This is a genomic window from Pseudomonas sp. NPDC088322, assembly GCF_044740745.1.
GTDB classification, from domain to species: Bacteria; Pseudomonadota; Gammaproteobacteria; order Pseudomonadales; family Pseudomonadaceae; genus Aquipseudomonas; species Aquipseudomonas shirazensis.
Window position 1 is genome coordinate 858,845 of record NZ_JBIURK010000001.1, and the last position, 14,307, is coordinate 873,151.

9 protein-coding genes are annotated in these 14,307 nt (G+C 63.2%); 6 read left to right on the plus strand and 3 right to left on the minus strand.

Annotation, left to right across the window (positions count from 1 at the left end; all coding sequences use genetic code 11):
• Positions 1–8 precede the first annotated feature (8 nt).
• Genes kdpB through ACIOAU_RS03985 form a run of 4 tightly spaced genes read left to right on the plus strand, consistent with a single transcriptional unit; the run spans position 9 to position 5,996 of the window.
• Positions 9–2,063, plus strand: a complete 2,055-nt coding sequence (kdpB, locus tag ACIOAU_RS03970; protein WP_401180079.1) for a potassium-transporting ATPase subunit KdpB — start codon at positions 9–11, stop codon at positions 2,061–2,063.
• Between the two features lie 10 nt (positions 2,064–2,073).
• Complete coding sequence (kdpC, locus tag ACIOAU_RS03975) at positions 2,074–2,652, plus strand: potassium-transporting ATPase subunit KdpC (RefSeq protein WP_150569681.1); 579 nt, start codon at positions 2,074–2,076, stop codon at positions 2,650–2,652.
• 3 nt (positions 2,653–2,655) lie between these two features.
• The gene (locus tag ACIOAU_RS03980; protein ID WP_401180083.1) at positions 2,656–5,310 is read left to right on the plus strand and encodes a DUF4118 domain-containing protein; all 2,655 of its coding nucleotides are present in this window, start codon (positions 2,656–2,658) and stop codon (positions 5,308–5,310) included.
• The gene (locus ACIOAU_RS03985) at positions 5,307–5,996 is read left to right on the plus strand and encodes a response regulator (RefSeq protein WP_188035676.1); all 690 of its coding nucleotides are present in this window, start codon (positions 5,307–5,309) and stop codon (positions 5,994–5,996) included. The genes ACIOAU_RS03980 and ACIOAU_RS03985 overlap by 4 nt, the downstream gene beginning before the upstream one ends.
• Positions 5,997–6,122: 126 nt before the next feature.
• Here the strand turns inward: ACIOAU_RS03985 and ACIOAU_RS03990 are convergent, their stop codons facing one another.
• The 3 genes from ACIOAU_RS03990 to ACIOAU_RS04000 form a co-directional block, all read right to left on the minus strand.
• Positions 6,123–8,183, minus strand: a complete 2,061-nt coding sequence (locus tag ACIOAU_RS03990) for a TonB-dependent receptor (RefSeq protein WP_150569678.1) — start codon at positions 8,181–8,183, stop codon at positions 6,123–6,125.
• Positions 8,184–8,262: 79 nt separating this feature from the next.
• Positions 8,263–8,667: a DUF2946 family protein gene (locus tag ACIOAU_RS03995; protein WP_150573066.1), complete on the minus strand. Its 405-nt coding sequence runs from the start codon at positions 8,665–8,667 to the stop codon at positions 8,263–8,265.
• A 265-nt stretch (positions 8,668–8,932) separates the two neighbouring features.
• Complete coding sequence (locus ACIOAU_RS04000) at positions 8,933–10,855, minus strand: ATP-binding protein (protein WP_401180088.1); 1,923 nt, start codon at positions 10,853–10,855, stop codon at positions 8,933–8,935.
• 228 nt (positions 10,856–11,083) lie between these two features.
• Here ACIOAU_RS04000 and ACIOAU_RS04005 point away from each other — a divergent pair, with 228 nt between their 5' ends.
• Together ACIOAU_RS04005 and ACIOAU_RS04010 are read left to right on the plus strand one after the other, a co-directional pair.
• Complete coding sequence (locus ACIOAU_RS04005) at positions 11,084–12,868, plus strand: GGDEF and EAL domain-containing protein (RefSeq protein WP_224785559.1); 1,785 nt, start codon at positions 11,084–11,086, stop codon at positions 12,866–12,868.
• 90 nt (positions 12,869–12,958) lie between these two features.
• Positions 12,959–14,287: a PAS domain-containing methyl-accepting chemotaxis protein gene (locus tag ACIOAU_RS04010; RefSeq protein ID WP_310504241.1), complete on the plus strand. Its 1,329-nt coding sequence runs from the start codon at positions 12,959–12,961 to the stop codon at positions 14,285–14,287.
• Positions 14,288–14,307: the final 20 nt, after the last annotated feature.

Genomic DNA, 14,307 nt, shown 5'->3' on the forward strand with positions numbered 1-14,307 from the left:
GAATCAACATGAACATGCCTATTGCTCAAGTCCAGGCGCCACGCCCTGGCACTGATCAGACCCGCTTCGCCGCACTGTGGCGGCCCGCCCTGATACAGGCGCTGGTCAAGCTCGACCCGCGTCAGCTCAAGCGTTCCCCGGTGATGCTGGTGGTGGCGCTGACGGCGCTGCTGACTACGGCGCTGTGTTTTGCGCCAGAGAGCGGTGTCAGCACTGCGGTAGCGATCCAGATCGCGCTGTGGCTGTGGTTCACCGTGCTGTTCGCCAACTTTGCCGAAGCGCTGGCCGAGGGTCGCGGCAAGGCACGCGCCGACAGCCTCAAGGCCGGCAGCCAGGGCTTGAATGCGCAGCGCCGGCGTGGCGATGGCAGCTTCGAAACGGTTGCCGCCAGCGCGCTACGCAAAGACGATGTGGTCAAGGTGGTGGCCGGCGAGCTGATTCCTGGCGACGGCGAGGTGCTCGAAGGCATCGCGGCGGTCAATGAGGCGGCCATCACTGGCGAATCGGCGCCGGTCATCCGCGAGTCCGGTGGGGACCGCTCCGCCGTCACCGGCAACACCCGGCTGGTCTCCGACTGGCTGCTCATACGCATCACCAGCAACCCGGGCGAATCGACCCTGGACCGCATGATCGCCCTGGTCGAAGGCGCCAAGCGACAGAAGACCCCGAACGAGATTGCCCTCGACATCCTGCTGATCGGCCTGACCCTGATCTTCTTGATCGTAGTGGTGACCTTGCAGCCTTTCGCCCGCTTTGCCGGCGGCAGCCTGCCGTTGATCTTCCTCGCCGCGCTGCTGGTGACGCTGATCCCGACCACCATTGGTGGCCTGCTTTCGGCTATCGGCATCGCCGGCATGGACCGGCTGGTGCGGCTCAACGTGATTGCTCGCTCCGGGCGAGCAGTGGAGGCGGCCGGTGACGTGCATACGCTGATGCTCGACAAGACCGGCACCATCACCTTCGGCAACCGCCGCTGCAGCGCGCTGCACACAGCGCCGGCGGTAACGGCCAAGGAGCTGGGCGAGGGCGCCTTGCTGGCGTCGCTTGCCGACGACACCGCCGAGGGCAAGTCGATTGTCGAATACCTGCGCCAGTTGCACGACTTCAACGAGCCGGGCGCCGATCAATTCAGCCCGGTGGCGTTCAGCGCCGAGACACGGTTGTCGGGCGTCGACTTCGAGCAGCGCCGCTACCGCAAGGGCGCCGTCGATGCGGTGCTGGGCTTTGTCGGTATCGAGCGCTTGCAGATGCCATCGGCGCTGGCCAAGGAAGTCGAGCGCATTGCCCAGAGTGGCGGCACGCCGCTGCTGGTGTGCGTCGACCAGCGCCTGCTCGGCGTGATCCACCTCAAGGACGTGGTCAAGCCAGGCATCCGCGAGCGCTTCGCCGAACTGCGCAAGCTTGGCATCCGCACGGTGATGGTGACCGGCGACAACCCGCTGACCGCTGCTGCCATCGCCGCCGAGGCCGGCGTCGATGATGTACTGGCCGAAGCCACCCCGGAGAAAAAGCTGGCGCGCATTCGCCAAGAGCAAAACGACGGCCGCTTGGTCGCCATGTGCGGCGACGGTGCCAACGATGCGCCGGCGCTGGCCCAGGCCGATGTCGGCATGGCCATGAACGACGGCACCCAGGCCGCGCGTGAGGCGGCCAACATGGTCGACCTCGACAGCGACCCGACCAAGCTGCTCGACGTGGTCCAGGTCGGCAAGGAGTTGCTGGTCACCCGCGGTGCGTTGACCACCTTCTCGATCGCCAACGACGTGGCCAAGTACTTCGCCATCCTGCCGGCGCTGTTTGCCGCGATTTACCCGCAACTGGGCGTGCTCAACCTGATGCAGCTGGCCAGCCCGCAGAGCGCGATCCTCTCGGCGATCGTGTTCAACGCGCTGATCATTGTCGCGCTGATCCCCTTGGCACTGCGTGGGGTGAGGGTGCAGGCAGCGAGTGCCGCCCATCTGCTACGGCGCAATTTGCTGATCTACGGTGTCGGCGGCCTGATCGTGCCGTTTGCCGGGATCAAGCTGATCGACATGCTGCTCAATGCCCTGCACCTGGTCTGAGGAGGCCGTTATGACTACTTACCTTCGCCCGGCCCTGAGCCTGGTTGTATTGATGACAGTGATCACCGGCGCGCTTTATCCGCTGGCGGTGACGGCGGTTGCGCAAGTGGCCTTCCCCACGCAGGCCAACGGCAGCCTGGTGCACGACGAGCAGGGCCAGGTGCGCGGCTCGGCGCTGATCGCCCAACCGTTCACTGGCGATGGCTGGTTCCACCCACGTCCGTCTGCGGCGGCGTATGCCACCGTGGCCAGTGGCGCGAGCAATCTGGCGCCGAGCAATCCGGCTCTGGCCGAGCGAGTCAAGGCAGACGCAGGCACGCTGTATCGCGCCGAGTTGGGACCGGTACCGCAAGCCCTGCTGACCACCTCGGCCAGCGGTCTCGACCCGCACCTGTCGCCGCAAGCGCTGGCGTATCAGATCCCCAGAGTGGCGGCGGCGCGCAAACTGCCGGTAGAGCGCTTGCAAGGGCTGATCGAAGAGGCCACCCTGCAGCCATTGATCGGCCCACCGGTGGTCAACGTGCTGGCGCTGAATCAGGCGCTGGAGCAATTGACCCGCTGTGCTGATCACCGCAACTGTGAAGGATGAAACATGAGTGACTCTGCCCGCGCCGACGCGCTGTTGGCCAACCTGCCGCGCGCCGGGCGTGGCCGGCTCAAGGTATTTCTCGGTGCAGCGCCCGGCGTGGGCAAGACCTACGCCATGCTCCAGGCCGCCCACGCCCAGCAGCGCCAAGGGGTGCAGGTGGTGGCCGGGGTGGTCGAAACCCACGGCCGGGCCGAGACCGAGGCGCTGCTCGGCGGCTTGCTCCAGCAGCCGCTGCTGCGCAGCCAATACCGGGGAGTCACTCTTGAGGAAATGGACCTCGACGGCTTGCTGCGCGCCAGTCCCGAGCTGGCTCTGGTCGACGAACTGGCCCACAGCAACGCCCCCAACAGCCGCCATGCCAAGCGCTGGCAGGATGTGCAGGAGCTGCTCGCGGCCGGCATCGATGTCTACACCACGGTCAACGTGCAGCATCTTGAAAGCCTTAACGACAAGGTTCGCGACATCACCGGTGTGCAGGTCCGCGAAACCCTGCCCGACTGGGTGCTGCAGGAAGCCTTCGAACTGGTGCTGATCGACCTGCCACCGCGCGAACTGCTGCAGCGCCTGCGCGAAGGTAAGGTCTACGTGCCCGAGCAGGCCCGCGCCGCCATCGATGCGTTCTTCTCGCAGACCAACCTCAGTGCCCTGCGGGAGCTGGCCATGCACACCGCCGCGGCGCAGGTGGATGCCGACCTGGCCCACGGCTATCGCCAGCTTGGCCAGGAAGCGCCGGCCCTGCGTGGTCGCTTGCTGGTCGGCGTCGACGGCGATCAGCAAGCCGAGCGGCTGGTCCGCCACGCCTGCCGCGTGGCCCAGCGCCGGCATTTGCCGTGGAGCCTGGTGCATGTCGACAACGGCAAGCTGCGCGACGAAAGCGCCCGCCAGCGTCTGCAAAGCGCGCAGCAACTGGCTGAGCGGCTGGGCGGCGAGGTAGTGCTGTTGCGCGCCGGCGAAGTCGCGAGGACCTTGCTCCAGCATGCCGCCGAGCGCCGTGCCAGCCTGGTGCTGGTGGGGCAGTCGCGTGATCGTCTGCGCCGGCGCCTGTTCGGTGCCGGTGTCGCTGCGCGGCTGCTGCGCGAAAACCACGGCCTGGAAATCAACGTGCTCGACCGCGAGGCGCAGCCACCCGCACCGCGCACGGCGGCGAAGCGGGTGTGGATCTGGCGGCACTATCTGCTGGCGCTGCTCGCCACTGCGCTTGCCGCAGGGCTGGCCTGGGCGGTGTCCAGCGTGCTGGCGTTGCCGAATATCTCGCTGGTATTTCTCGCCGCCGTGCTGCTGGTGGCGGTGCGCAGCAGCCTCGGCCCGGCGCTGGCGTGCGCGGTGCTGTCGTTTGTCAGCTATGACTTTCTGTTCATCCCGCCCAACTTCTCTCTGAGCATTCAGCGCGAAGAGGATGTGCTGACGCTGGTGTTCTTCCTGCTGATGGCCGCGCTCACCGGCAACCTCGCCGCGCGCCAGCGGCGCCAGTTGCAGGCCTTGCGCGAGACCCAGGCGCAGACCAGTCAACTGCTCGACCTGTCACGCAAGCTCACCGTCGCCACCGACCGCCAGGCAGTATTCAGCGCCGCCAGCCAGCACCTCGACGGCTGGCAGGATCTGCACGTATGTCTGCTCGAGCGAGGTAGCGAAGGCCTGCTGCAAGCTGCCAACGGCCAGTTGCCCGACTTGAGCGACACCGAGCGCGCTGCCGCTGACTGGGCCTGGCAGCACGGCCAGGCCGCTGGCCACGGCAGCGACACCTTGCCCAATGGTCGCTGGTGGTGGTGGCCGCTGTTGGTCGATGAGCAACCGCTGGCCCTGCTCGGCGTACGCCCACGTGACAACGCGGCCCTCACAGCCCAGCGCCGACGCCTGCTGATGGCGCTGGCCCAGCCGCTGGCGCAGGCTCTGGCCCGTGCGCGCCTCGGCGAACAACTCGAAGCTGCGCGGCTGCACGGCGAAACCGAACAGCTGCGCAGCGCCTTGCTGGCCTCGGTGTCACACGACCTGCGCACACCGCTGACCGCTATGCGCGGCGGCATCGATAGCCTGCTTGCGCTCGGCGATGCGATCCCGCCCGACGACCGCCGCGAATTGCTCGAAGGCACCCGCGATGAAGCCGAGCGCCTCGACCGCTACATCCAGAATCTGCTCGACATGACCCGCCTCGGTCACGGCAGTCTCAAGCTTGCGCGTGACTGGGTGGCCCCGGCCGATATCGTCGCCAGCGCCCTGCAGCGTCTGCGCGCGGTGCTGGCGCCGCTGCGGGTCAGCACCGATGTGCCGAGCGAGCTGCCGCTGCTGTTCGTGCACGCTGCCTTGATCGAACAGGCGCTGGTCAACGTGCTGGAAAACGCCGCGCGCTTTTCACCCCCAGCTGGCCGCCTGCAACTGCAGGTCGACGTGCGTGATGAGCAGCTGTGCCTGGCCGTCAGCGATCAAGGCCCCGGCATCCCCGAAGCTGAACGCGAAAAGATCTTCGACATGTTCTACACCGCCGCCCGCGGCGACCGCGGCGGGCAGGGCACAGGCCTCGGCCTGGCCATCTGCCAGGGCATGATCGGCGCCCACGGCGGCAGCATCCAGGTGGCTGACGGCATCGATGGCCACGGCACCTGCATCACACTATGCTTGCCATTGCCACCTCAGCCCACCGCCGAAAGCCAGGACTCATGAGCCAAACTGCCACCTTGCTGGTCATCGACGACGAACCGCAGATTCGCAAGTTCCTGCGCATCAGCCTGAGCTCGCAAGGCTACAAGGTCATCGAAGCCGCCACCGGCGGCGAAGGCCTGGCCCAGGCGGCCTTGGCCAAACCCGACCTGATCGTGCTCGACCTCGGCCTGCCAGACATGGATGGCCAGCAGGTGCTGCGCGAATTGCGCGAGTGGAGCTCGGTGCCGGTGATGGTGCTGTCGGTGCGGGCCAGCGAGCTGCAAAAGGTCGATGCCCTGGATGGCGGCGCCAACGACTACGTCACCAAACCGTTCGGCATTCAGGAGTTTCTCGCCCGCATTCGCGCCCTGTTGCGCCAGGTGCCACAGGGTAGCGCCGCGCTGGCCAGTGCCAGCTTCGGGCCGCTGCTGGTGGACTTCGCCTACCGCCGCGTGACCCTCGATGGCAGCGAAATAGCGCTGACCCGCAAGGAGTACGCACTGTTGGCGCAACTGGCCGGGCACCCCGGGCGAGTGATCACCCAGCAGCAACTGCTCAAGGATATCTGGGGGCCGAGCCACGTCGACGATACGCACTACCTGCGGATCGTGGTTGCGCATGTGCGGCAGAAGCTGGGCGATGACCCTACTGCGCCACGGTTTATCGTGACTGAGCCTGGGGTGGGGTATCGGTTGTTGGTGCCGTAAGCCCGTACTTTGCAACACCGCTTCGGCGCTTGATCGCGATTGAGTAATACGAGTTGTGGATACTCGTGAACCGCATTTGCATGCGGTCCCGAGCATTCCGATTCAATTGTGGCGAAGATGTGCAGCCTAGAAGTCGACCGTCAACCCCGCATACAACGCTCGCCCATCACCAGGCGAGTGCAGTGAGTCTTTAGCCCCATCCGGGTCATACCAGGCATATTCGTAATAACGGTCGGTGAGGTTCTTGAGCTGCAGGTCAACGCTCAACGTCTCGGTGAACGTGTAAGTCGCTCCGATATTCATCAACACATAACCGCCATACGTACCTTGAGTGTTTTCCCGCTCAAGATAGTAGTTGGTCTGCCCATTCATCCACGCAGTCAACTGCAATGCTTGCGTCGCCTGGTAACTGATACCGGTATTCCACAAATGATGCGGAACATGGTCAATTTCCTTGCCTTTACTCTGTGGCAAGGCGCTACTCGGCTCGAGGATTTTCGAGTATTGCCATGAATACGAAGCCCACACTTCGGTACGTTCGTCCGGGTGCAGGTTGACCTGCAGGTCGTAACCCCAGCGCCGCGTCTCACCGACGTTGTCGGACTCCCCGCTGGGGTCGTTGAGGCGGCGGCTGACTTCGCCGGTGGCGTCCTGGCGCCAGTAGGCGACGCGGCCATCAACCCAGCTGGCGGGGGTGAACTTTATGCCGGTTTCCCAGCCTTCGTTGATCGACGGTTGCAGGTCTTCATTGCGCGGCGGCACCTTGTAGGCTGCAGCGCCGCTGCCGACCTGGAACGTGCGGCCCCAGTTGGCGTAGACGCTGGCATACTGCCAGGGCGAATAGACCACACTGAGCTTGGGTTGCTTGATCAGCCCGTAGTCGTTGATGTCGGAGGTTTGCCCGGTGAGTTGGTTGGTGAAGTCGCCGCTGATCTTGTCGACGCGATAGGCCGGCACGATCTTCAGCGACTCGATCGGTTCGATCTCGGCCTGTACGTAAGCGCCGACCGTGTTGAAATCGAAGGCCTGGTCGCGGGTCTGTGCCTGGCGTACGCGCTGGACGGTGCGATAGCGCTCGCTGCGGTTGTCCTGCTTCTGCACGTCGCTGCCGCCTTCCAGGGCAAAGCCGTGCAGCCAATCTACTTCTGGCCGCCAGGTCAGCGAGGTGAGGGCGCCGTACTGGGTTTCATAGGCATCGCGCTCTTGCTGCGCGCTGGTGCGCCAGTACTGGGTCCAGCGCCGATCATCGAAGGTATTCAGGTAGGTCTTGGCCGACCAAGCGAGGGTCTCGGCCAGGTCGGTGTCGAAGTGCACGCTGAGCTGGTTCATGCGCCGGGTGCCTTTGTCGCTGGCGTTGAAGTCGTTGCTCATGCGCGGGTGCTGGCGGGCATCGGCTTCGCTCAAGTAACCCGCTTCCTGTGCGTCGGCTTCGTAATGGCGGGCGCTAAGGCCGAGACGGTAGCTGCCGTCGTCGGGGGTATAGAACCACTTGCCGCTGAAGCTGTAGCGCTCGGTATCTGCATGCTCGCGATAGCCGTCGACCTGCTGGCGGGCGAAGAAGTAGTTCTGCGTCCAGTTACTGGTTTCGATGCCCTTGGCCAGTTGCACTTCACGGGTGTTGAAGCTGCCGTAGCGCAGGCGTGCCTTGTTGTAGTTGCCGCCACTGCGGGTATTGATATTGACGTTGCCGGCGATGTTGTTGAGGCCATAGCGCGGATCGCTGGTACCGCGCACGACCTCGACGCTGTCGATGTCCAGCGGGAACACCGAGTCGATGAAGGGCATGTTGCCGTCATTGGTATTGCTCGGGATGCCGTCGATCAGCAGCTTTACGGCGTTGACTTCGCCTTCCCCATTGAAGCCGCGAAACGACAACTTGCCCGAGGTGGTGCCTTGGTTGAAACCGGTGAGCATCACGCCCGGTGCACGGTTGAACAGCTCCCAGCTGTAGGCAACGGGCATCTTCTCGAGAATGTCGCCGCCAAGAATATCTACTGAACTGAGCACACTGCTGGTCGCCAGCGGCCCGCTACCGGTGCCGGAGACGGTAACGGCGCCGAGGGTCAGGGTGGAATTGTCGGCAGGCACAGCCTGAGCAATGGCTTGGGACAGTGGGCAGAGCGTGGCGGCACAGGTAATGGCAAGCACGGGCACGACGCTACGTGCAGTACGAAGGTACGCAGGCATGAATAAAGGTTCCTGACAGAAAAGCCGGAGACGACTGTGCTGCGCAGTTCGCGCGCACGATCATTTGCTTGGCGACGATTCAGGTCAGCGGCGGGGCGCGTGGGGTGAGGTTCGGCCACTGCTGGCGCGGCAGCGGCAACTCCGGGCGCTGGCCGAGCAACAGGGCGTCTGGCCAGAAGCGCGGCAACAGGTGTTTGAAGTAGGCGCCTGGCAGCGCCGCTTGGCCGGTATGGCCACAGCAGCAATCACCGGCCTGGGGCTTGATCTCGCCGTGCCCGGAGAAGTCTGGCAACTCCAGCTTGAGTTGCGCCAGCACCGATTTGGGCAAACTCTGCCCGCCATGCAGGCTGCAGAAGCTGCCGAAGATCAGCGATTCATCCAGGGCGGGCTCACGCAGGGCACGGTCGAGCGGCATCGCCAGCAGGTTGAACAACACTGCGCAACAGGCGAGTAGCAAGAGGTAAGGGTGCAGGCGTGACCGCATCGGCGTTACCAGAAAAGTAGGCGCGCATTAAGCCGCATTTGGCTGGGCCTGTAAAAGTGTCTTGATGCGCTATGTTGTCACGGGTGAGCGCGATTGGTGCCGGCTGCTCCAGGCAAAGCCAGGCGTCGAGCGCTCGACACAGGCGACCACTGCGCAGACAATCATGCCTGCCGGCATCGGCTGCGCCCTGCAAACGCCAGGTGCCCAAAGCGGCCGTCAACCACGCCTCTCGCAAGGTTTCGCTAGCTCGACAGCTGCGAACAGGCTAAGCGCCAGCCGGTGAGTTGAGCAAATCCTCAACGCTGGCCCTAAGCTGCTCGATGGTGAACGGTTTGGCCAGCAACTGCGACTGATCCTGCCGCTCAGCGCTGCCGTTCGCGGTATCGACGCAGCCTGAGATGAACAGCACCTTGAGTGTTGGCCGTACTGCCCAGGCGGCTTCGGCGATTTTGTGACCACTGCTGCCGCCGGGCAAGATCAGGTCAGTAACGATCAGCTTCAGATCAGGCAACTCGGCGATACGCTGCACGACCTGATCAGCGCTGGGCATTTCAGCCACTTCAAAACCTGCCTCGTGAAGCGTTTCCGCAACCAGCTCACGAATAGCGGCTTCGTCGTCGATAACCATTGCCGATCCGCGGCTGCCGCCAGGCGTTGCTTGCAGCAGGTCTGCCTGCTGCTTTTCCGCTACACGGGCGCTGCCTTGGTAGACCGGCAGGAACAGGCACACCGCGGTGCCTTTGCCCAGCTCTGACTCAATACGAACAGCCCCGCCGGCCTGGCGTGCGAAGTCCTCGACCATCGACAGCCCCAGCCCGGTCCCGGAGCCCAGCGGTTTGGTGGTGAAAAACGGCTCCAGCGCGCGCTCGACAATGCTCGCCGGCATGCCCATACCGGTGTCCGCCACGCAGATCCGTACATAGTCACCCGCCTGCACATGCAGAGTGCCCGGGTCGGTCACCGCCAGCGTACTGACCTCGATTCGCAGCCTGCCGCCTTGAGGCATTGCGTCACGCGCGTTGATGCACAGGTTGAGCAGGGCGTTCTCGAGTTGGTGGGCATCGCAGTGGCACAGCGTGGGTGCGCCAGGGGCGAGCAGTTCGATGTTGATCAGCGGCGTCAGCGTGCGTGCAATCAACTCTTCCATGTTCTTTATCAACACCGCCGGATCGACGCTAGCTGCAACCAAAGGCTGTTTTCTGGCATACGCCAGCAGCCGATGGGTCAGTGAACTGGCTCGTTGCGTGGCGTTTCGGGCGAGGGTGACATAGCGCTCGATCCCTGCCAGGCGGCCTTGGGCGATGCGTTGTTCGATCATGTCCTGGCTACCGCTGATGATCGTCAAGAGGTTGTTGAAGTCATGGGCTAAGCCTCCGGTCAGTTGCCCCAGCGACTCCATTTTCTGACTCTGCTGCAGCTGCGAACGGACTTGATCGAAGGCCAGCTGGCGCTCGCGGTACAATGTGACATCGCGGGCCACGGCAAAAAACCGACCCTGGCTGCCGGTGATACGCCAGTTCAGCAGCAGAGGCTGGCCGTTGTTGCGTACGCTTTGCGTGTCGAGCTCGGCAATCTGCCGATCATGCAGGTTGCGCACGGAGTCGGATAATTGCGCAGGCGAAATATAGCTGTAGAACGCGCCATCTTTGAGCTGCTGCTCGGTCCAGCCGGTCTCGGCCTGCCAGGCCGGGTTCATCGCCAGCACTTCACCCTGTGCCGACAAGGTGCAGATCAGGTCGGGTGACAGTTTCCAGATGTCATCGCGCTCATCGGTACGCCGCTCGACTTCGTCCTCAAGGTTTTGATTGAGCCGGTCCAGTGCCCTGATGCTGCGCCGAAACAGCGCGCACACCACTGCCATTGCCAACGTCACCAGGCCAAAACTCAGGCTGTTGATCCAGTCGGTCCAGTCGGCGCCAAAGCCGACCGGCCCGATGAAGAAATATTGTGCCGTCAGCACCGCCATGATGCATCCCAGTACCGCTGGCCCCGCGCCGAACCAGAAGCCGATGAACATCAGCCCCGGAATGAAGAACAGGTAGGGCAAGGCTGTAGCGGGCAGTTGCGCTCGCGCGAAAGCGCACGCCACGACCACCACTACGGTGCCCAGATAGCGCAATGCAGGCGAGAGCTGCTTGCGCTCCAGGCGCAGCAGGGCAGCGGCGGTCAATCTAGGCAAACGGGTCAAAAAACACTCCGAACAGTGGTAGCCAGGCATGCAGGTACAGGGCGTATATAGCGCTAAAGCACTGCTTTAGGCGCTTTCCCGGACTGATAGGCTAGTTACGCCTGGTCGTCCAATAGTTTTTTTTACGGTCGGCCGGTGCGAGGTTTGATTGTCCTCGCGCGCTCGGGCTGACTAAGCTGGCAATGTGCCTCATAGGTAAGTCTTTTGGATAGTGCTACAGGAGTTACGGTGGGTAATTCGTCAATTATGCACGATGAGCGGTTGCGTCTGGCCGAGGTCGATCGGCTGACGTCCAACCTGGTCAGTGGCTCGGACCCGGTGCTGAACAGTGTCGTGGCGATGCTCTGTGCCCATTTTCAAGTGCCTACCGCGCTGGTCAGCATCATCGACCGCAACTATCAAGTGTTCAAGGCGCGGGTAGGCATGGTCGCCGAGCGCACGCCCAGAGAGATGTCGTTCTGCGCCCTTGAACTTGAGCAGGATACTGTACTGGAAATCTGCGACGCCTTGACCGATGCGCGCACTGTCGATAACCCGCTGGTGCAGGGTGACCCCTACATTCGCTACTACGCTGGCGCACCGCTGGTGATCAAGCCAGGACTGAACCTGGGGCGGCTGTGCATCATCGACCAGGCGGCACGTCCGTCGTTGTCCGAGCGCGACCAGGCGCTGTTGCGCAGCGCGGCGCAGATTGTTGTATCGCGGTTGCAGTCGATCCATGATCAATATTTCTACGACAGTATGACCGGCTTGCCCAACCGGCGCCGTTTCGAAGCCGACTTCGCCGACTGCGCCAGCGTCGCTGGCCAGGTCGCAGTGTTCATCGAGCCTATTTCAGCAGCCGGCATGGACCGCCTGGTGAAGGCACTGGGCATCGAGTTTTTCGCAAGCTTCATGCTGGCCGTGAAAGAGGCCTTGCTGGCAGCCCTGCCGCCGGGGTCGCGCCTGTACCGCCCGAGCACGCTGGGTTTTCTGACCCTGATCGAATGCAATGACGTGGCCTCATCGCCGGCCAGGCTTGACGCTATCGTTGCGGCGCTGAGTGGGCCGTTGCACAGCGGCAATGTGCCGGTGTTCGCCGATGTCGGCATGAGCGTGCTCGAGCCGGATGCAGACACCGATGCATCGCTGGATACCCTGCGTTTGATGGCGAGCATGACCGATGCGGCGCGCCGTAGCGAGCGACGCTGGCTGGTCTATGACCCGCTGGTCGATACCAGCCAGCGCCGCAGTACGGCCTTGCTCATCGCTCTGGAACCGGCGCTGGTAGCTGCCGACCAACTTCGTCTGGTCTATCAGCCAAGGGTTGATCTCAACAGCAAACGCTGCGTGGCAGTAGAAGCGCTGTTGCGCTGGAAGCATCCGACCATGGGCGAAATCAGCCCGGCTGAATTCATCCCATTGGCTGAAACCACTGCTTCGATTCGCGGCATCACCCGGTGGGTGATCTGGCATGTCTGTCAGCAAATGCGCAGGTGGCGGGCGCAGGGGCTGCAGATGACCGTGTCGCTGAACATCTCCGCGCTGGATCTCGCCGATGGGCACCTGTTCGAGTACCTGAGCCGTACGCTGGGCGAGTTCGGCGTGGACCCGCGGCGCATCGAGCTTGAGTTTACCGAAAGCGCTCTGGTCACTGACTTCGACCAGGTGCAGCAACAGCTTCAGCGTTTTCGCACACTCGGGGTGGCGATTGGCATCGATGACTTCGGCAGCGGCTACAGCAACTGGGTGTACCTGCGCATCATCCCGGCCACCAGCGTCAAGCTTGATCGCTCGCTGCTGGCCAACCTGCAGCCGGGCAACAACGATTGGCACATCATTCGCGGGCTGGTCAGCCTGCTGCGCGACCTACGCCTGACGGTGGTGGCCGAAGGTATCGAGACCGACCTGCACCACCATTTGTTGAGTGGCTGGGGCTGTGAGCAGGGCCAGGGCTATTTTTACGCGAAGCCGATGCCGCCCGCAGAACTTGAAACCTGGCTGCAGAAGGACTGCTGCGTGCCGATGACCTGACAAGGACGATGTTCAATCTCATAGCTGCACCTGCAAGATTGTCGACAACCTCCTGCCATTTCGGCCGCGTCGCTAACCACCGAGAACACCATGTTCAATTCAAAGCTAAAAAACCAGCTACAGCGACTGCAGGACGAAATAGACGCGCTGCAGCGCGCGCAGGCCGCAAGAACTCACGAGATGCTGGAAATAACGGTTGATCGGAACCTGCTGATCACCGCGGTCAATCGCAACTTTGCTCGATGGGTTGGGCGTGAACAGTCGCAATTGCTTGGGCAATCGCTGGCTAGCATCGCGCCCAGCTATGTCAAAGAGTTGCCATGCTTCAAGGATTTTCAGCAGGCCATGAGCACTGGCACCGGGGTCAGCGACGAGTATCGCTATATCACCGCCGACGGCAGGATGGTCTGGATGAGAGCGGCCTGGTGCCCGGTCAAGTCAGCAGCGGGTGCAGTCACCCATATGTCGGCCTACGGCACCGATGTCACCGCGAGCATCGATAAAGCGCGTGAAAACGACGAGTTCATCAAGGCGCTGTACCGCTCGACCGCGGTCATCGAGTTTGAGCTGGACGGTACTATCGTTGCTGCCAACGACAACTTCTTGAGGACGGTGAACTATTCGCTGGCAGAGATCGTGGGCAAACATCACCGTATTTTCTGTGACCCCAACTATGTCAATTCGCCTGCCTACGAGCAGCTATGGCGTAGCCTCAACGAGGGGCAGTTCGTCGCCGAGCGCTTCCTGCGCTTTGACAAGTCAGGGCGCGAGCTCTGGCTGGAAGCATCCTACAACCCGGTGCGCGACACCCGTGGCCAGCTCTACAAGATCGTCAAATTCGCGGTCGATATCAGCGAGCAGGTCAAGCATGAGCAGGAAGTCAGCGCGGCCGCTGGGGTTGCCTATGACGTTTCTCGCAAAACCGATGACTCGGCGAGAAGGGGGGCGGTGGCCGTAAAGGATACCGTCGAGACGATGAACCGTATCGTCTCGCAGGTCTCCACGGCCTCCGCCGGGGTCGAGGCGCTGGGGCAGCAGTCGCAGTTGATCACATCGATTGTTTCCACCATCGGCGGCATTGCCCAGCAGACCAACCTGCTCGCCCTCAACGCGGCTATCGAAGCCGCGCGCGCAGGCGAGCAAGGTCGGGGTTTTGCCGTGGTGGCCGATGAGGTGAGGAAGCTGGCCGGCCGCACCAGTGCCGCCACTCAGGAAATCGTAGAAGTGGTGCAGAAGAACAACACCCTTGTAGAGGCCGCAGTGGTCAGCATGGGTGAAAGCACGCATCAGGCTGAAATCGGCTTGGCGCTGGCCAGCCAGGCCGGCCATGTCATCACTGAAATTCAGTCGGGTGCGCAGGAAGTGGTTACAGCGGTCGGCCGATTCTCATCGCAGATTGCCGGTCAGTCACACCCGTGAAAGTGTGACCGGTAGCGCCG